The sequence below is a fragment of the Nostoc sp. CALU 546 genome (genome assembly GCF_048836525.1).
On the sequence record NZ_JAWJTF010000004.1, the window covers coordinates 38957 to 56138 of the forward strand.

17 protein-coding genes, 1 tRNA gene and 2 pseudogenes are annotated in these 17182 nt (G+C 41.0%); 8 read left to right on the forward strand and 12 right to left on the reverse strand.

Annotation, left to right across the window (positions count from 1 at the left end):
* Positions 1 to 178 precede the first annotated feature (178 nt).
* From RRG12_RS03065 to RRG12_RS03075, 3 genes are all read right to left on the reverse strand, one after another.
* Positions 179 to 1144: an aldo/keto reductase gene (locus RRG12_RS03065; protein WP_420758309.1), complete on the reverse strand. Its 966-nt coding sequence runs from the start codon at positions 1142 to 1144 to the stop codon at positions 179 to 181.
* A 148-nt stretch (positions 1145 to 1292) separates the two neighbouring features.
* On the reverse strand, positions 1293 to 1520 hold the full coding sequence (locus RRG12_RS03070) for a type II toxin-antitoxin system HicA family toxin (protein WP_420758310.1): 228 nt from the start codon (positions 1518 to 1520) through the stop codon (positions 1293 to 1295).
* Positions 1513 to 1728: a type II toxin-antitoxin system HicB family antitoxin gene (locus RRG12_RS03075; protein ID WP_420758311.1), complete on the reverse strand. Its 216-nt coding sequence runs from the start codon at positions 1726 to 1728 to the stop codon at positions 1513 to 1515. Before RRG12_RS03075 ends, RRG12_RS03070 begins: the two co-directional genes overlap by 8 nt.
* Before the next feature lie 124 nt (positions 1729 to 1852).
* Here RRG12_RS03075 and RRG12_RS03080 point away from each other — a divergent pair.
* Positions 1853 to 1981, forward strand: a pseudogene (locus RRG12_RS03080) (formylglycine-generating enzyme family protein); the annotation flags it as partial.
* Between the two features lie 106 nt (positions 1982 to 2087).
* Positions 2088 to 2336 (forward strand): formylglycine-generating enzyme family protein, encoded by a 249-nt coding sequence (locus RRG12_RS03085; RefSeq protein WP_420758312.1) that lies wholly within the window; start codon positions 2088 to 2090, stop codon positions 2334 to 2336.
* Between the two features lie 233 nt (positions 2337 to 2569).
* On the opposite strand, the pseudogene RRG12_RS03090 reads toward RRG12_RS03085, so the two are convergent.
* The 3 genes and pseudogenes from RRG12_RS03090 to RRG12_RS03100 form a co-directional block, all read right to left on the reverse strand.
* Positions 2570 to 2653, reverse strand: a pseudogene (locus tag RRG12_RS03090) (IS1 family transposase); the annotation flags it as partial.
* Positions 2654 to 2668: 15 nt separating this feature from the next.
* A tRNA-Val gene (locus RRG12_RS03095) sits at positions 2669 to 2742 on the reverse strand.
* A 163-nt stretch (positions 2743 to 2905) separates the two neighbouring features.
* Complete coding sequence (locus RRG12_RS03100; protein WP_420758313.1) at positions 2906 to 3526, reverse strand: hypothetical protein; 621 nt, start codon at positions 3524 to 3526, stop codon at positions 2906 to 2908.
* Between the two features lie 142 nt (positions 3527 to 3668).
* Here RRG12_RS03100 and RRG12_RS03105 point away from each other — a divergent pair, with 142 nt between their 5' ends.
* The 3 genes from RRG12_RS03105 (at position 3669) to RRG12_RS03115 (ending at position 8963) form a co-directional block, all read left to right on the forward strand.
* Entirely contained in the window at positions 3669 to 4646 is a 978-nt protein-coding gene (locus RRG12_RS03105; protein WP_420758314.1) for an SDR family NAD(P)-dependent oxidoreductase, read from the forward strand.
* A gap of 288 nt (positions 4647 to 4934) precedes the next feature.
* Positions 4935 to 7205, forward strand: a complete 2271-nt coding sequence (locus RRG12_RS03110) for a cation:proton antiporter (RefSeq protein ID WP_420758315.1) — start codon at positions 4935 to 4937, stop codon at positions 7203 to 7205.
* A gap of 537 nt (positions 7206 to 7742) precedes the next feature.
* Positions 7743 to 8963: a GAF domain-containing protein gene (locus RRG12_RS03115; protein WP_420758316.1), complete on the forward strand. Its 1221-nt coding sequence runs from the start codon at positions 7743 to 7745 to the stop codon at positions 8961 to 8963.
* Here the strand turns inward: RRG12_RS03115 and tnpC are convergent.
* Complete coding sequence (gene tnpC, locus RRG12_RS03120) at positions 8946 to 10418, reverse strand: IS66 family transposase (protein ID WP_420758317.1); 1473 nt, start codon at positions 10416 to 10418, stop codon at positions 8946 to 8948. The two genes, RRG12_RS03115 and tnpC, sit on opposite strands and share 18 nt — an antisense overlap.
* A gap of 148 nt (positions 10419 to 10566) precedes the next feature.
* Between tnpC and RRG12_RS03125 the strand changes: the two genes are divergently transcribed.
* A complete protein-coding gene (locus RRG12_RS03125) occupies positions 10567 to 11082 on the forward strand; it encodes a diguanylate cyclase (RefSeq protein ID WP_420758393.1) in 516 nt (171 codons plus the stop codon).
* 287 nt (positions 11083 to 11369) lie between these two features.
* Here the strand turns inward: RRG12_RS03125 and RRG12_RS03130 are convergent, their stop codons facing one another.
* Positions 11370 to 11588 carry an Hfq-related RNA-binding protein gene (locus RRG12_RS03130; protein WP_420758318.1) on the reverse strand — a complete coding sequence of 73 codons (219 nt, stop codon included), beginning with the start codon at positions 11586 to 11588 and terminating at the stop codon, positions 11370 to 11372.
* 69 nt (positions 11589 to 11657) lie between these two features.
* Between RRG12_RS03130 and dapF the strand changes: the two genes are divergently transcribed.
* Positions 11658 to 12536 carry a diaminopimelate epimerase gene (gene dapF / locus RRG12_RS03135; protein WP_420758319.1) on the forward strand — a complete coding sequence of 293 codons (879 nt, stop codon included), beginning with the start codon at positions 11658 to 11660 and terminating at the stop codon, positions 12534 to 12536.
* Between the two features lie 73 nt (positions 12537 to 12609).
* On the opposite strand, the gene RRG12_RS03140 is transcribed toward dapF, so the two are convergent.
* From RRG12_RS03140 to ada, 3 genes are read right to left on the reverse strand one after another with little or no spacing between them, the layout of a single operon-like run.
* Positions 12610 to 13608: a DMT family transporter gene (locus RRG12_RS03140; protein ID WP_420758320.1), complete on the reverse strand. Its 999-nt coding sequence runs from the start codon at positions 13606 to 13608 to the stop codon at positions 12610 to 12612.
* Between the two features lie 59 nt (positions 13609 to 13667).
* Positions 13668 to 14318 (reverse strand): DNA-3-methyladenine glycosylase family protein, encoded by a 651-nt coding sequence (locus RRG12_RS03145; RefSeq protein ID WP_069073352.1) that lies wholly within the window; start codon positions 14316 to 14318, stop codon positions 13668 to 13670.
* Positions 14302 to 15381: a bifunctional DNA-binding transcriptional regulator/O6-methylguanine-DNA methyltransferase Ada gene (gene ada, locus RRG12_RS03150; RefSeq protein WP_420758321.1), complete on the reverse strand. Its 1080-nt coding sequence runs from the start codon at positions 15379 to 15381 to the stop codon at positions 14302 to 14304. The genes RRG12_RS03145 and ada overlap by 17 nt, the downstream gene beginning before the upstream one ends.
* A 175-nt stretch (positions 15382 to 15556) precedes the next feature.
* On the opposite strand from ada, the gene RRG12_RS03155 reads away from it, so the two are divergent.
* Positions 15557 to 16069 carry a GNAT family N-acetyltransferase gene (locus RRG12_RS03155; protein ID WP_069073350.1) on the forward strand — a complete coding sequence of 171 codons (513 nt, stop codon included), beginning with the start codon at positions 15557 to 15559 and terminating at the stop codon, positions 16067 to 16069.
* Positions 16070 to 16411: 342 nt separating this feature from the next.
* On the opposite strand, the gene RRG12_RS03160 is transcribed toward RRG12_RS03155, so the two are convergent.
* On the reverse strand, positions 16412 to 16999 hold the full coding sequence (locus RRG12_RS03160; RefSeq protein WP_420758322.1) for a Uma2 family endonuclease: 588 nt from the start codon (positions 16997 to 16999) through the stop codon (positions 16412 to 16414).
* Positions 17000 to 17182: the final 183 nt, after the last annotated feature.

The following is a 17182-nucleotide window of genomic DNA, read 5'->3' on the forward strand; positions in this document are numbered from 1 at the left end:
CGCATAGATTTAATTGTCAAGGTTCAGCGCTTTGTCTTTCGACGGCTAGGTTTTTTAAGTGGTTGATTACCTTTCCACTATCATTAGTATAGTGTATTTGGTACACTAATTAATTGAAAGCCGTCGTAGAACAACGGAGCTTTAAACCCAATTTTTCGGTAATATGTGCAAGGTTGGGCTAAGTCCAAGCACGGAAAAATGTACTATCTTCCCAGATGTTAGCAGTCGCCAGTGCGATCGCTGTTAATTCTTCCTTTTTAAGAGGCACAAAAGCCCGCGCTATCTTGACATTATTCTCTAATTGTGTAACTGTCTCTGCGGCAATTACACAACAATGAACTCCAGGCTGAGACATTGCGTAACCTAAAGCTTGCTCCATACCTGTCAACCCACCTGATTTAAACAGCCGACCATAAGCCGGGACTTTCATCGCAATCACACCGACATTTTTTTCTTGAGCAACTGGTAGAACTACCGGGATAAATGGACGTGGGTGGTGTTTGTCGGCGGCATTCACAGGAATCAGTGTAGTGTGAAAAGGATAGCGACGTAACCCTTCGGCAATTATTTGAGGGTCGTGATGTCCGGTAATACCTGCGAACCGCACCAATTTTTGTTGTATAGCTTCTTCTAAAGCTTTAATTGCGCCAGATGCACCAAAGATGGTGTCGAGTTCTTCGGAAAAAGAAACGTGATGCAACTGCCACAAATCGAGATAATCTGTATTGAGACGTTTTAGCGATCGCTCCAATTCTCGCCATGCACCATCCCGATCTCTTTGATCAGTCTTGCTTGCTAGAAACAGCTTTGAGCGATGGGGTGGTAGCACTTTGCCTAAATAATCTTCACTGGGCCCATAACTAGCGGCTGTATCAAAGTAGCGGATGCCAAGTTCTAGCGCTCTTTGAATAATTGCCACAGCTTCACCCTCTTTTCCTTCCCAGGATAGCGGCGTTTGTCCTGCTCCTCCTAAACCAAAGATAGGAAGTTTTACTTCCGTGCGTCCCAGTAACCGTTCTGGCATCATTGCTGGCGGTGTTGCGATGTTGGTAGCATTTTGCTGTAAGGCATTAGTTGCCACAATACCGCTAGTCACAGCAATGCTGGTGATTAGGAAATTACGCCGCGTTTTTCCTTCTGTCATGATTGGTTTTGAGGGCGAAATTACTTTTATTCTCAAATTTTAGCTAGGGATAATTAACTGGATATCCTTCTAAAGCATAGATCCATCACATTTCATCAGTATGGGTAAAAATTAAGAGCGATGTCTACGACGGGCTACGCCTACGCGCTCAAAAATTGTCTATAAACTCTTCTGGCGTGACTCTTGCTTGCTTAAGAACACCACTGAGCGTGCCAACTTTTAACTCGCGGTGGAGGGGTACAACACAAACAATTTCTCCTTCGAGAGTTGGTTTTTTAAGTACAACATGACTACCAGTTTGTCTAGTTTGAATAAATCCTAAACGCTCTAATGCACGAATTGCCTCACTACCTGATATTCTTGGCAATTTAGGCATAGCTGACTTCTATACTTGTTAAAAATCTCGGACTAGTATCAGTGTCAAGTAAAGGACATTCTTCTAGATATAGCCTTGTAGCCTCTTTAAGATTAGCGAGAGCTTCTTCAATTGTTTCACCTTGGTCAACTGTACCAACTTCAGGACATTCAGCAACATACATATCTTCTTCTTTGTGAACAATAGCAGTTAATGTTTTGGTCTTCATAGGGTTTTATTTTGTTACGCATAGTCGAGTGAGCGCACTCCTTTTTCTAGTTTAGCTTTGAGGTGCGAGCTTACCCAGTGAAGCTGAGTGGGAATATGCTTGTCGTGCTAAAACCTCAACGCCATTCCATTTTGGTCAAAAAATTACAGATAAATTAGCCAATTATTGCGGTGACAACGACAATATAAATAGCATTAATCGCCAATGTACAACAGAAGTTGGTAGTTTTCCCGCTAATACTTTTGGATTATAGGAATCCGCTTTGATTTCTGAACGAATTTGCGTAGACAGGCAATCTTGCTACAGGCAACAGTCAAGAAGGCTTCTTAGTATGTACTGAGTTTTTTCAGAAATCAAATATGAGTCCTATATACGATATGCACAGTAATGTTTGGGAGTGGTGTGCTGATTATGAATACGATGACTATCAAGGCGCACCATTAGATGGTAGTGTATGGGTAGATGATGGAAATGAAGAATATAGAATTTTGCGTGGTGGTTCTTGGGGTCATCCTGCAAATTTATGTCGTTCTACATTTCGCTTTTCTGGAGCTGCAACCACAAAGGACAAGCAAATTGGATTCCGGATTGTCTGCTCTTTGATCTAAAAATTTTTGACTATTGTGAAATTAATTGATAAATTTTTGTTTTTATACTCTCAATAGACGATAAATCAGAAAATTGTACACTTGTTTATTGGCGAATTTGAGGTTTAATAGGTTTAATATTTAACGATGTCCTGCCACATTGCGATCTGTAAGGGTGAGAAAGCCAATTCCGGCATTGCTGAATGAAGGGATGAATCGATTTATGTAGGTACAGTTTGATACTTTAAATAATAGCCAACAAATATCTCTAATTCATCAAGTTCTCCAACTTCTGGAATTACATCTTCTTTTTGTACATCTGGAAGTTTATTTCCCAACTCTACAACACAAAATGGACGTAACTGGATTCGAACCAGTGACCTCTACGATGTCAACGTAGCGCTCTAACCAACTGAGCTATACGTCCTTAACCACACAATTATCAATATTAGCATATACTTCTTTGACAAGGCAAGAAAAAAGACTAAATTAGGCGAACTCCATGCATTACCCGCTACGAATGAAAGAAAAAAGTCAAATTCCCTTTCCTTTTGCTGCAAGCAAGACGGGCTAATTTCCAGAAAAAGTCTTTAAACTTCTCGAATCCAAAATGCTAATCCTCCTCCACGACCACGAGCCGCAATGAAATCTTCCGTCACTAAAAAGAAGGCAAAGAAGGGTAATTTAGCTATGGGCTGGTTGTAAAAATCTTCTGTTTCAATTTGACTAGCACGGATTGGTCTGTTGTAAACAACACGATCAAACATACTGATAAGCATCTGGTTAAAGTCAAACGCTAATAAATTTTTCTTACCTAAATATTGCACTGGCCCCGTGAGCTTTAATAAAGCTGGGCCAAATTCAACTTGATTACTAATTTCGCCTCGATCTGAATCCTGTTGCAAAGTGGCATTAAAGGAAACATGGATTGCAATAAACTTGGGTACATACAAACCCTTGCCTAATAAAATTCCCCCATGCTTTCTGGCTTTTTTAGTACCAGTAACAAAGCAAAGTTGCCATTTACCGAGAAGAGACTCAAACGGATAAGTCGAACGTTGCTGCTTGGCAGCTTTTTCTGCTTGTAGCAACGCAGTTACTAATATTTCAGCACTAGGGCGTGTACCTCTCTCTCCTCGATAGGCAGCCGCAGCCTGGGATAGCATAGTCACAAAGTCAAATGTCGTTATAGATGTTAAGTTAGCCGTCATGAAGGCACTTTGGGTTTAACTATTTCTTTGCTTTCCTGATAGATTGTACCGTTCATCTGTTTTGTTTCCTTCTATCTGTAGGTATTTTATAAACAGAACTTACGCACTAGCTTGTAAAAGATTAGGGACAAATAGAGCAATCATGAAACACCTTGAAGGTAAAGTGGCGTTGGTCACAGGTGCTACGCGGGGAATTGGTAGGGGAATTGCGATTGGACTTGGTGAAGCAGGTGCAACTGTATACATTACGGGTCGTAGCCTCAACAACTCTTCCAGTGATGCGGTTTTAGGAAGTCTTGGTGACACTCAATCAGCTATTGAAGAAGTCGGTGGTGTATGCATTCCCGTTCAAGTAGACCACAGTGACGATGAACAGGTACGTTTGCTTTTCGATCGCATTCAAGATGAGCAGGATGGACAACTCGACCTACTGGTAAATAATGCTTACTCAGGAGTTCAGGCATTAAGAGACGCTTATGGGCAGCCCTTTTGGGATTGTGAACCAAGTCTTTGGGATGCTAGTAACAACGTTGGTCTTCGTAGCCATTATGTTGCGAGTGTTTTTGCAGCCCGAATGATGACTAAGCGTAATTCTGGACTAATTTGCACCATTTCCTCGTGGGGCAGTATGTCTTATATTTTTAATACAGCTTATGGTGTTGGTAAAGCCGCTTGCGATCGCCTAGCTGCTGATATGGCTATTGAGTTAAAGCCTTATAATGTTGCTTCTGTTTCAATTTGGCCAGGTATTGTTGGTACTGAGCTTTTTGCCCGTTTTGCTTCGGAAATGAATCAAACTAATGAGACTGACCCAAAAAACTCATTAATTAGCGATCGCTATAACTGGGAAACTCCCCTATTAACTGGACGGGTGATTGCTGCACTTGCTTGTGAAACAAATATCATGCACCGTACAGGACGTGTGCAGATTGTTGCCGAACTAGCTAAGAAATATGGAATTGTCGATGAAAATGGCGATCTGCCTGCATCGCTACGTTCTCTGCGTTTTGTGCTGCCAGCTGCATTACCTATACTAAGACAATACTCATGGCTTATACCTGATATTAAAGTGCCGTGGTCACTGTTATTATTGAATGCCCTCGGTTCGCCTAAAATTTAATTGGTATTAGGCATGGGGCATGGGGCATTGGGAATGGGGCATACATTTTATAATGCAACAATGAGTCTTTGATCCTCGTGAATGAGCCTTTGAACTGGATTCATTCACCTTTGATCCTCGTAAATCAAGATACCTTCAAAAAGCTTGATATCTCTTTTCTAATTAACTGCTCCTTGCTCCTTTTAAAGTAAAGAAATTTTGTCGATCTTTCACCAAACAAGCTGTTTGAGATCATAAAACTTTGTATCCTGAATTAATAGGTCTTAATTAATAGTTCTTTTAAAACTTGTGCAAGAAGATTTTAGGTTAATTGTTGATTTAGTTTTAGTTCTAGGCGTTGCAGCTTGTGGCGGACTGTTGGCGGCACTTTTGCGACAACCGGTGCTGCTGGGGTATCTCATTGGCGGGATGATCATTGGGCCAGCCGGACTGGGATTGATTAAAGAACTTATTCAAGTAGAGACTCTGGCGCAGTTCGGGGTTGCCTTTTTATTATTCGCTTTGGGTGTGGAATTTTCCTTTGCGGAACTCAAGAAGGTAAAAGCGATCGCTCTTGGTGGAGGTGGACTCCAGATTGCTCTGACGATTTTGGTAACAGTTTTAGTCTGTGGGGTAACAGGAGCCTGGGGAGCCTTACCCGCGAAGGGGATGTTTTTGGGGTGTATTCTGTCCTTGTCTTCTACAGCAGTTGTCCTCAAGTGCTTGATGGAACGCAACGAAACAGAAACGCCTCACGGGCAAGTGATGCTAGGGATTTTGGTAGTCCAGGACTTGGCGCTGGGACTAATGTTAGCAGTCTTACCAGCCCTCAACCAACCAGCAGAAACCATTGGCATCGCCGTACTGACAGCGCTAGCTTCGATTGGTTTATTTGCTGCTGGCGCAGTAGCAGCAGGGATTTGGCTGATACCGCCTTTATTGCGACTGTTAGCCCGGACTGAAAGCAAAGAACTATTTTTATTAGGGGTTGTAGCTTTATGTTTGGGCATTGCTCTGTTGACAGAGCATTTGGGACTGTCTATTGAAATGGGGGCATTTGTCGCCGGTTTGATGATTTCTGAGGTGGAGTACGCCGATCAAACTCTGACTTATGTCGAACCCCTGCGAGATATCTTTGCCAGTTTATTTTTTGCTGCCATTGGGATGTTAATTGACCCAGTGTTTTTGTGGAACAACCTAGAATTAATTTTGGGGTTGGTGACACTAGTTTTCGTTGGTAAATTTTTGATTATCACGCCTTTAGTGAAACTGTTTCGCTATCCTTTGAAAACAGCCATAATCGCTGGTTTGGGATTGGCGCAAATTGGGGAATTTTCCTTTGTTCTCGCTAGTGAAGGGCAGTCTTTGGGGTTGGTGTCCCGACAAATATACTTATTAATTTTGGGAACCACCGCAGTGACTCTCATGCTTACTCCCTTTGTATTGCGGTTAGTGCCATTTTTATTTAACTTTGCCGAATCAATGCCCTGGTTGAAACCTTATTTAGAAGAAGATGAGGCGCGAGATGTGTCGGAAGATTTGCCCTTCAAAGACCATGTGGTAGTTTGCGGCTATGGGCGAGTTGGCAAAAATTTGGTGAAATTATTGCAGCAACACGATCTACCTGTTTTGGTAATCGACCAATCAGAGAGTAGAATTCAGCAGTTACGTGAGGCTGGGGTGTCTTATGTTTATGGCAATTGCGTCAGTTTACACGTTCTGGAAACTGCTGGCGTGAATCATGCCAAAGGAATGGCGATCGCACTTCCAGATCCCATGAGTACTCGTCTTTGCTTGAAACGCGCTTTGGAATTGCGCCCAGAATTAGATTTGGTTGTTCGTGCTACCCAGGATAAAAATATTGAGGTGCTATATCAATTGGGAGCTAGGGAAGTTGTGCAACCAGAGTTTGAAGCCAGCTTAGAAATGGCAACTTATTTATTAACTGGTTTAGGCTTGTTGTCGCCAGCTGTCGTCCAACGGGAAATGCAGCAAATCCGCAACGATCATTATTTAGATTTGCGCCCAGAGCGTTCTGCAACTGAAGTCGCCCGCGATTTGCGCCAAGCAACTCTCGATTTAAATCAGCGCTGGTATCCTCTCCCAGAGAATTCGCCCTTAATTGGTATGAGCATAGAAGAAGCAGATATGCGCTACTTAACAGGAGCGAGTTTGATGGCAATTCGCCGCGCTAATGGCGATGAAATCGATTATCCCAATAATCAAACCAGATTGGAAGAAGGCGATCGCTTACTGGTAGTGGGAGCAGATGAAGAACTGGCGGCTTTGGCAGAATTCGCTCAGGGACAAGCGGCTGTTCCCGGAGAAAATAGTGCTTGTCAGTGGGTTACAGTCAATGCAAATGCCCCAACACTAGGTAAAACCCTTGCAGATTTAGATATCGCCAAGCAATTTGGAGTACAGGTACAGGCGATCCGGCGAGATGGTAAATTTATCCGCTATCCTGATGGTGGTATGGATTTGCGAGTCAGCGACCAAGTATTGTTATGTGGTAGCTTGACAGGTTTAAGTAAACTAGAACAGTTATTTGCGATCGCCAGTTCAGTACCTTATACCTGAAAACTCCTGTAATTCCGAATTACGTTCGCTTTTGATAATATCAAGCTTCAAGATGTTGTCTCTAATAGGGACATCATCAATCTGTATTGTCAAGTGGATGCGACAAAATCGGCCAAATCAATCTTGAAGACTGGCAATCTCTTGGCTTTGACAACTCTAAATTTTGATTCTATTTTGTAGCAAGCCCTAATTAATGGGGTCATCTGCTTGACCTTTGTCAATTGCAGAAGTTTTCAGTCTACTGACCTTGTTTGATAATAGAATTGACCTAAAAATTTAGCTTAACTTTTCATAAATTTATTTTGTCATTACAATACTTTTTCATTTATTATTTCATCTTTTACAGACTTTGGCGATAATGATAATTACTGTACTGTATATGTTGTATGTTATCTAAAATCATTTGTGAGAAATCCGGGAGAAGTGACCATGAAAATTTCTTACGCGATAATGGTTATAAACTACAAAAAGTTACATTGTGGCAGCATTGTAGCTATCAATTTTCATCTTTAAAAGATTACTGAAAATATACTTGTAATGTGGGACAAAAGTTTAGGTATTATTACGAAGGTATGTGCTAATCTACTCTGTAAGCTTTTAGGACAGCCTAGTGTTAGTAATTTAGAAACTCAACTGCATGATAAACAAGTCCAAATTCAGCAGTTAGAAGAGCAAGAAAAGGCGCTTTACCGAGTTATTAGCAAAATTCGAGCTTCTCTTGATCTAGAAACAATTTTTCGTACAGCCACTAAGGAAACTTGCAAGTTACTCCGTGTTGAAAGGATTGCCGTTTATCGTTTTTATGAAAACTGGAGTGGAGAATTTGTCAGTGACTTTGAGTTTGCAGAGACCGGATGGGATGATGTAGAGACATTAGGAAAAAATACAGTTTGGAATGACTCTTATCTACAAGAACATCAAGGTGGAAGGTATCGTAATAATGAAACTTTAATTGCTTCAGATATCTATGCAGCAGACTTGTCTCAATGTCATTTAGAAATTTTAGAACAGTTCCATATTCGAGCTTATGCAACTGCACCAATATTTGTGGGAAAAAAACTGTGGGGAGTGCTTGCAGCTTATCAGCATTCACAGCCACATGAATGGAAAAAATTAGAAATTCAGTTTCTCTCTCAGATTGCAACGCAATTAGGATTTGCAGTGAAACAAGCAGAATTTTTAGCTCAAGCAGAACAAAAAGCAGCAGAACTGTATAAAGCAAATCAGCAGCAGGAGATTCTGTTTAATTTAGTGGCTGAAATTCGTGAATCTCTAAATCTAGACACCTTGTTTAAGACTACTGTAAGAGAAATTCGTAAGGCTCTCCGTAGCGATCGCGTCAGTATCTTTCGATTTGACCCGGAATCGAACTATACCTCTGGAAAATTTGTCTCTGAAAATGTATTGCCTGACTACGATTCTACGATCGACATCAAGGTGAGAGATGATTGTTTTGGTGAAAAATATGCACTTGCTTATCACCAAGGGCGTGTACAAGTAGTATCAGATGTTTATCAAGCTGGGCTAGAGGATTGCCACATTCAATTGTTAGAGCAATTTCAAATCAAGGCGCAAATTGTTGCCCCTCTAATGAAAGGAAAAACTTTATGGGGATTACTATGTGTTCATCAGTGCTATTGTTCCCGCGAGTGGAAAACGTCAGAAATTCAATTCATCCAACAGTTAGCGGCTCAGTTTAATGTAGCTTTAGAACATTCGGAATTATGTAAGGATTCAGGTCTAAACGAGAGGAATTAAAGAAGGGGTCTGCACAGAAGAGTTAACCATCGCTTTGATAGCTTGGTCAAAAAAGTCAATAACAGAGCGTCCTTGACGGCGACAAGTTTGTATAACAGTCAATAAATTAGCAGTATCTTGGAATCGCTTCAGAGAACGAGAACCACCACTGACTTTTCGTTTTGTGACTGCTAAACGTAATGTTCGTTCAGCTAAATTATTATCAGGCGGGATGTCCGGGTGGTCTAAAAAATACCACCATTGATGAGCTTTATTACGTAAGGAGCGTAAAAGTTTACCTGCTTCTCCTCCAGCTTTATCAATCCATGAATGAATGGAAGATTCAACTTTTAGTTTGAACTCGGATGCCCAACTCCAGAACTCATCAATGTTTTTAGTTTGTTGGAAGAGAGCATAGTTTTTAAAACCTTCATCTATCAGGCTGACAAATGCTGACCCAATCTCTTTGTTATTCAAGCCAGGAATCTTGATTAGTTTCTTGAAGTGACGGCGTAAATGTGCTTGACATTTCTGTTGAGCAATGACCTTATAACCATTGTAGGCACTAAAGTCATCAGAACTGAGTACACCCTCATAGCTTGAGCCTAGAATAGATTCTAATTCAGCACGAGAACGAGTATCAGCCGCATGAAATAAAGCGAAGTCGGTATTGGCAAAAATCCATAACCATTCTTTTACACCTTTGACTAACCAAGGTGTTTCATCCACATGGATATTTGGCTGGGTAAGTTTAATCCATTCTTTGAGACTATCAATACTTTGAGCTACTGCACCATCTATTCGTTCATTCGTGGCTACTAATGTTCCCACGCCAATTTCTATTTGTCCTAGTTCCCACAACAATTCTTGTTGTTTTTCGTATGGTAAATGCCCGTAATTATTTATCCATCCCAAGAAAGCTTGCAGTCTGATTCCTATATCTTGTCCCGGTACTATTTCTGGCGACCAGTCTGCTGTTTGTGTTGACCCACACTCGCTACAAATACAGGTATGTCTTTGATATTCTACGATTTCGATGGGTCTTTCTACCAACTGTGCTACTTGCTGGGTTTCTATTTTTATTGGTTTGTTACTGAATTCCTTTTGACCACAACAAAAACACACTTGCGGTCTTAATATCTCAAACCTATCTACTCTCCCAAAACCCTTTCTCGTTTTTCCCGGATGTCCTGGCTGTCCTCCTGGTTTCCGTTTTGGCCTTTCACTCTCCTCTGGTTCATCTTCAAGTTTTTTCTCGGTTTTTTTGAGGATGTCTGCCGACGGTGGTTTTGATGATATTGTGCTGTCTAAGTCTCTACTAACTTTGAGTTTCTCTATTACAGATTCTAGTTCTATTACTCTGGATTTTAGCTGTTCTATAGCTTTTGCCTGCTCCATAAGCATCTCTACCAGTTGCTCTTTCTCCAACTGTTTTAGGGTTTCAATGTCTAGTTTTAGTGGCAGGTCTTTTTCCATAATTGCTATATTCTGCTTCCCCTACCACACTTGTCAATACCCCAGCACCTGAATCCTTACGGAATTATTAGAACAATTCCGCTCTCAAGCTAATCAACTTGCTGAAGCAAACCATGCTTTAGAACTTGCAAATTATCAGCTAGAAAAAATTAGTAAGCTAGATGCTCTAACTCAAATCGCAAACCGTCATTGTTTTGTTCAATTTTTAGAGCAGGAATGGAATCGATTAAGACTAACTGAAAGTTATTTATCTTTAGTTCTATTTGATATTGATTATTTCAAGGATTATAACGATTCTTATGGACATCTAGCCGGGGATGAATGCTTAATACAAGTTGCTCGTGCAGCACAATCTGTATTAAAGCGTCCTACCGATCTACTAGCTCGTTATGGTGGTGAAGAATTTATTGTAATTTTGCCAAATACAAACGAATCAGGTGCGATTAAAGTAACGAAATTGATTCAAAAGTCTATTGAAGAATTAAAGATTCCCCATAATAAGAAGAATAACTTTCAATATTTTGTGACCGTCAGTTTAGGTGTTGCGATTCAAAGACCAACAGATAAAGGTTCATCTCAAGACTTGATTAATGCAGCCGATAAAGCTTTGTATAAGGCTAAAGAACAAGGACGCAATCGGTGGGTTTGTGCTGCAAAACTCTAAGAGGTTGTTTGAAAAGTGATTGACTGTGATTTGAATTGCGTTGTTACCCCCCTTAATCCCCCCTTGGCAAGGGGGGAAACAAGAAAATCTAGTTCCCTCCCCAATGCATCGGGGAGGGTTAGGGAGGGGTAAAAAAATATTTGATGCATCAATCATGACTTTTCAAACATCCTCTAAGTTCTGTGACGAGGAATAGGGGTTCAGAGAGGCAGGGAGAGGGGATTGAAATCCTTGCTCGGCTTTGTTTTGCGGCAGAGTAGAAGGAGTATTCCCCCTGCTCCTCACTCCTAACTCACTTTCGGCTTGATATAAGCGATCGCTTGTTTCCAAACAGTGCTTGGCTGACTGTTTTCATCAGCAATACAGATACACTGTGGGTCTTGCCATAAAACCTTTCCTGTCAACACATCACCAGTCAGCAGCTTTAGTTCCACTGGCGTTGTTTGTTTAATCAGGTTTTGGACTTGTATAATACTGGGTAAAGTGGTGTCAAATTGGGTAAGCATTTTTAGTAAAGATGAACCTACAAGGCAAAATAAAGAGTAACTAATCCTTGATAATTCATCCTTGAAGAAATGGCAATCGAATTTACTAAGTATCACGGTCTAGGCAACGACTTTATTCTGATTGACAATCGCTCGTCATCTTTGCCTGTAGTGACTCCAGAGCAAGCCATCAAGTTGTGCGATCGCCATTTTGGTATCGGTGCTGATGGTGTAATTTTTGCCCTACCGGGAGAAAATGGCACTGACTACACCATGCGGATTTTTAATTCCGATGGTTCAGAACCGGAAATGTGTGGCAATGGTATTCGTTGTTTAGCTGGCTTTTTGGCAGATTTAGAAGGACTGGGGACTAGGGACTGGGGACTAGGGACTGGGCAAGAATTTTCGCAATCCTCAATCACATATCGCATTCATACCCTAGCTGGTGTGATGATTCCCCAAATCCTGCCTAATGGTCTAGTAAAGGTGGATATGGGTTTACCCAGGTTACTCGCTAGCGAAATTCCGACTAATCTTGCACCCGCCCAAGAAAAAGTTATTTCTCAGCCGTTGGAGGTAGCGGGGAAAACTTGGGAAGTCACCTGTGTAAATATGGGAAATCCTCACTGCATTACCTTTGTGGAAGATGTCGCAGCAATTGAACTAGAAAGCATCGGCCCAAAATTTGAGCATCATCCAGCTTTTCCCCAACGCATAAATACCGAATTTATTCAAGTGGTACGCCGTGACTATTTGAAAATGCGGGTGTGGGAACGGGGTGCTGGGATTACATTAGCTTGTGGGACTGGTGCTTGTGCTTCTTTGGTGGCTGGTGTGTTAACTGGAAAATGCGATCGCACCGCAACTATAGAATTACCGGGTGGCCCCTTACAAATTGAATGGTCAGAATTAGATCAACGGGTTTATATGACAGGCCCGGCTGAGAAGGTATTCACGGGTAAATTGTAACCCACGTGATTACAAATTTTTAAGATAATTTTGAGGGTTTGTAGTAAGGACTTTAGTCCTTACTACGAACTTTCTAAGATTCGCTTTCTGCGGCAGATTGGATGGGGGGATTAACGCTAGATTTGATCGATTCTTTATTAGAAATTGCTAGATATATACCCCCTAAAATTAGAGACAATCCTAACAAGTTAAAAATACTCAAGTTTTCTGAGAAAAGTATCCAAGCAAGAATAGCAACAATCACTGGATTGAGTAACAACAGCAAAGAGATAAATCCTGAAGAAAAAGTTTTCAGGCTGTATACAATTAGCCCATGCCCCAAGGCTTCGCAAATAGCAGCTAGGGCAAATACTACTAACCACCCCGATAAAGTAACTGGGAAAACTTGTTTTTCAAAAATTAAGACTACTGGGATCATCAATGAAGTTGCAATCACGCAGCGCCAAACGAGGATGGTAATAATTGAAAACTTATTGCGAATTTGCTCGATAAGTAAAAAGTTTGCCGCATAAAAAACCGATGACATGAGAGCAACCGCATCACCTGTAAAATTATTATTAGAGCGTAATAAATCTTCAAATCCGACTGCGATCGCACCCACTATTGCTAATATCAGACCAAGAATAAATTTGCGTCCAAAAACTTGATTAAAAAATAGCCATCCTCCTAATGTAGTAAATAGCGGATTCAGACTACCTAACGCGTTAGCATTCGCAGCACCAGTCTGAGTTAGCGACCAAGTCCAAGATAATCTACCGATTACATGCACTAAACCCACTGCTATTAAGAAAGCTATCTCTTTGATGGGATAACGTTGCTGTGGTAATACAGGTTCATCGTCTTTAATGTGAGTCCGGGCTTGGTTAATTCCACTCCATAATCCAAAGATAATAGTCGCTATCCATAAGCGATTAAATAATGTAGCAACAGCGCTCATTTCGTTAACAGCAATTTTAATAAATATTGCTGTTGAAGATAAAGCTAATAATGCAATTATTACTGTGATTATCGGCAGGATGTTTGAAGCTTTATCAGGTTTTTGTTCTGTTAGGCTTAATTTATTTTCTACCATTTAATTTATATTTATTAAACAAACTGCCAAGTACAAAGGAGTAATCATTAAGTGCAAGTTTACGGAGACTTGGTATTACCATTATTTAGGTAGTAGTGCCATAGAAGTCTTGCAGCTACCGCTCGCCAGGGTCGCCAGTGCTGTGTCATTGCTTCGAGTTGTGCTGGTGTTGGGCGTGTCGCCAAGTTTTTGAGTTTGTGTAATGCGATCGCGATCGCTAAATCGCCTTTAGGAAAGACATCAGGACGTTGCAACGCCATGAGCAAATAAATATCAACTGTCCAGTCCCCTATACCTTTGAGACGCTTTAACTCAGTTCTGATAGTAGTTTCGTCCATTCTTTCCAGCTTGGTTAGATCAAGCTGACCACTTGCAATCGCATTCGCCAACCCACGACAGTATAGAATCTTTTGCCGACTGAATCCAATCTCTCTTAATTGAGCATCATCCAATATTAGAAAGTTTTCTGGCGTTAGAGTTACAACCACGCCACATAATCGGTTAAATACAGCTTTTGCTGCTGCCAAGGAAACTTGTTGTTCCAGAATTATGCACAGAAGCGTTGCAAAACCCGGTTCTCTTGACCAGATTGGTGGAGGCCCCAGTGTCTCTAAAATCCGAGCCAAATCGCTATCAAGTTTGGCAAGCACCATTAAACCACGGGTTAGACTTTCTTCAGTTAACGATTCTAGTTCAGGTGTTGGAGTCATCTTTGAGAAATTTCGATTCTTGTGTAAGCAGTTTTTGTTTGCGCTCAATTCCCCAGTGATAACCGCCAAGACTGCCATCACTCCGCAGCACACGGTGACAGGGTACAATCAGCGCTGTTGGATTAGCTCCACAAGCATTTGCCACTGCGCGGACTGCTTGGGGTTTGGCAATATCACGGGCAATATCGGTATATGTGCGCGTTTCGCTGTATGGAATTTTTTGTAATGCTTGCCAAACCTGTTTCTGAAATGCTGTCCCACGGACATCAAGTGGTAAATCGAGATGTGTTTTATCTCCCGCAATCAAGTCGAGGATTGCTTGTATCCAGTCTTTGTGTGTGTGATCATCACGCATGATGTACGCTTGGTGAAATTCTTGGTTCAAAATGTCTTCAAGCTTGTCTGCTTCATCACCTAGTTTAACGGCGCAAATACCCTTCTCTGTTGTTGCCACCAGCAAATATCCTAGTAGACATGGAGCGATCGCATAGACAATGTTGATTGTCTTTCCAGCTTGTTGGTAAATCTTTGGTGTCATTCCCAGTTGCTTAGGTGCTTTCTCATACAATTGACTACTTGAACCATACCCCGTATCGTAAACTGCATCAGCAATTTCTTCTCCTGACTGGAGACGGTGTTTCAATCGTTGGCTACGCAGCGCATCTGCATATTGAAAAGGGGATACGCCAATTATTTGCTTAAATATTCTTTGTAGATAACTGGGACTCATTTCCACCTGAGAGGATAATTCTGAGAGAGTTGGTATGTGATCAACTTGTGCTTCAATATATCGACATACTGATAAGATTTTGGCTGTATTTGGAAATGTTTCAGATTTTGGCTGACACCGCTTACAAGGTCGAAAACCTGCGCTTTCAGCCTCTTGTGCTGACTGGAAAAAACAAACTTGATTCCGATTCGGTCTGCGACTAGGGCAAATAGGTCGGCAATAAATGCCTGTAGAGCGAACACCATAGAAAAGCTTACCTTCAAAAGTGGGATCTCGATTGATAACTGCTTGCCAAAAAGTTTCTTCCAAGACTGGTGTTTTTTGTAATTGCATTGATGTCTCCTTCAATATATTGTTTATTAAGGAATTAATTTGCTTTCATCGCCCTACCATCAATGACAACTAGAGCCACAAAGATGAGCATAATGCTTGTGAATATTCACTTAAGATAAACTTAACTCTTCACAATAGCGAATAAAGTGATGATAATAGGTCGTTGAGTTAAAATATGCACAGTTTAAGCCTACGCAAAACACAAGAAGCTGATCTCGATTATGTTCTGCAAGCCGAGTATGATGACGATAATCGACAGTACATTATTCCTTGGTCATATCAACAACATCTTCAAGCGATCGCTGATTCTGATATTGCTCATCTGATTGTGCAAACGGAAACCAAAATTGGCTATGTTATTTTAGCTGGACTGCTTAATTTAAATCAGAGTATTGAATTTCGTCGCATTGTCATCACACAAAAGGGGCAAGGTTATGGCAAAGACACTGTTGAAATAATTAAAAAATTTGTGTTTGAGACATACAAAGCACATCGGTTATGGTTGGATGTTAAAGAGCAAAATCATCGCGCTCAGGCTGTCTACAAAGGTGCTGGTTTTGTTGTCGAAGGAAAGCTACGCGAATGTCTAAAATCAGAAAAGGGTTATGATTCCCTGATTATCATGTCAGTTTTACGACCTGAATATGAAAGACTGGCTAGTACGGCAAATGGTGGGTTTTCCTCCTGACTGAGCCTTCGCCGAACATCTTCCTGACTTTTTTGATAAAAAAGACCGAGCCTCACCATAATACAGAAACTATCCACTCCCAAAAACCTATTATTAATTTCTCCATGTTAGTAAATCTATTCATGTTCTAAATGAAAATAGATTAACTGGATCGAGAAACTACTTTCTATCTGATTGTTGCGATCAAAATCTGCTCGGTTTACTGCAACTACATCTCAAGAATATTACATTCGATGCTTTCGATGTTATCGTTGCGTAGGCGTAGCCCGTCATAGATATAGCATTTATTTTCTGAGAATAATTTATGATAATTATGCCAGCGTTGTACGATATGCGAATTACTCACCAAATTTCCGCCAAGTCTAAAACAAATCCTGGCAAAACATCTTCTCCCGATAGAGTTTTAGGACTTTGTAAAATCTCAACTTCTCGATTGGAACGATAAATCTCTACTTGCTGCTGTCCTCTATTAATTAACCAGCCCAATCTTGCGCCATTATCGATGTATTCCCTCATTTTGGCTCGCGTTTTTTCTAAGGAATCACTTGGAGACATTAACTCAACCACGAAATCGGGACACAAAGGAGCAAATCTTTCTTTTTCTGCTTCGCTTAAAGCATTCCACCGCTCCATTTTCACCCAGGAAGCATCTGGAGAACGCTCTGCACCATTAGGAAGTTTGAAACCACCAGAAGAGTCAAAGGATTTTCCTAGCTTATTTTGACGACTCCAAGCTCTTAATTGATAAGTTAAATCAGCATTACGGTCACTAGTACTACTCCCAGTGGGTGGCATAATAATTAATTCCCCTGAGGCTGTCCGTTCAAACTTTAAGTCTCGATTATTTTGACAAAGCTGAAAAAATTGCTCATCAGTCAAGTCGATGTTTAATTCGAGGGTAGGAGGTAAACTGACGGTGGTATTATTCATGTTATCAGTTTGGGTGTAACTAGTATATTTATTCTAGTAGTTTGTCAAGTTAACTATAGTAATCCGCTTTGATTTCTGAAATTATTTGCGTGGTGCGCGTTGGCGTTAGCGGAGCGTGTCGCAGAGAAGCCCAGTGCAAGCGCGATAGGTAGGCAATAAACAACAGGAAACAAGCCTCTTCAA

Excerpts from the sequence above, each read along its gene's own strand:
- dapF (WP_420758319.1), top strand. The coding sequence starts at position 11,658 with ATGGCAATCGAATTTACTAAGTATCACGGTCTAGGCAACGACTTTATT.
- RRG12_RS03155 (WP_069073350.1), top strand. The coding sequence starts at position 15,557 with ATGCACAGTTTAAGCCTACGCAAAACACAAGAAGCTGATCTCGATTAT.
- tnpC (WP_420758317.1), bottom strand. The coding sequence starts at position 10,418 with ATGGAAAAAGACCTGCCACTAAAACTAGACATTGAAACCCTAAAACAG.
- RRG12_RS03130 (WP_420758318.1), bottom strand. The coding sequence starts at position 11,588 with ATGCTTACCCAATTTGACACCACTTTACCCAGTATTATACAAGTCCAA.
- RRG12_RS03100 (WP_420758313.1), bottom strand. The coding sequence starts at position 3,526 with ATGACGGCTAACTTAACATCTATAACGACATTTGACTTTGTGACTATG.
- RRG12_RS03075 (WP_420758311.1), bottom strand. The coding sequence starts at position 1,728 with ATGAAGACCAAAACATTAACTGCTATTGTTCACAAAGAAGAAGATATG.
- RRG12_RS03140 (WP_420758320.1), bottom strand. The coding sequence starts at position 13,608 with ATGGTAGAAAATAAATTAAGCCTAACAGAACAAAAACCTGATAAAGCT.
- ada (WP_420758321.1), bottom strand. The coding sequence starts at position 15,381 with ATGCAATTACAAAAAACACCAGTCTTGGAAGAAACTTTTTGGCAAGCA.
- RRG12_RS03160 (WP_420758322.1), bottom strand. The coding sequence starts at position 16,999 with ATGAATAATACCACCGTCAGTTTACCTCCTACCCTCGAATTAAACATC.
- RRG12_RS03115 (WP_420758316.1), top strand. The coding sequence starts at position 7,743 with ATGTGGGACAAAAGTTTAGGTATTATTACGAAGGTATGTGCTAATCTA.
- RRG12_RS03070 (WP_420758310.1), bottom strand. The coding sequence starts at position 1,520 with ATGCCTAAATTGCCAAGAATATCAGGTAGTGAGGCAATTCGTGCATTA.
- RRG12_RS03065 (WP_420758309.1), bottom strand. The coding sequence starts at position 1,144 with ATGACAGAAGGAAAAACGCGGCGTAATTTCCTAATCACCAGCATTGCT.
- RRG12_RS03105 (WP_420758314.1), top strand. The coding sequence starts at position 3,669 with ATGAAACACCTTGAAGGTAAAGTGGCGTTGGTCACAGGTGCTACGCGG.
- RRG12_RS03085 (WP_420758312.1), top strand. The coding sequence starts at position 2,088 with ATGAGTCCTATATACGATATGCACAGTAATGTTTGGGAGTGGTGTGCT.
- RRG12_RS03145 (WP_069073352.1), bottom strand. The coding sequence starts at position 14,318 with ATGACTCCAACACCTGAACTAGAATCGTTAACTGAAGAAAGTCTAACC.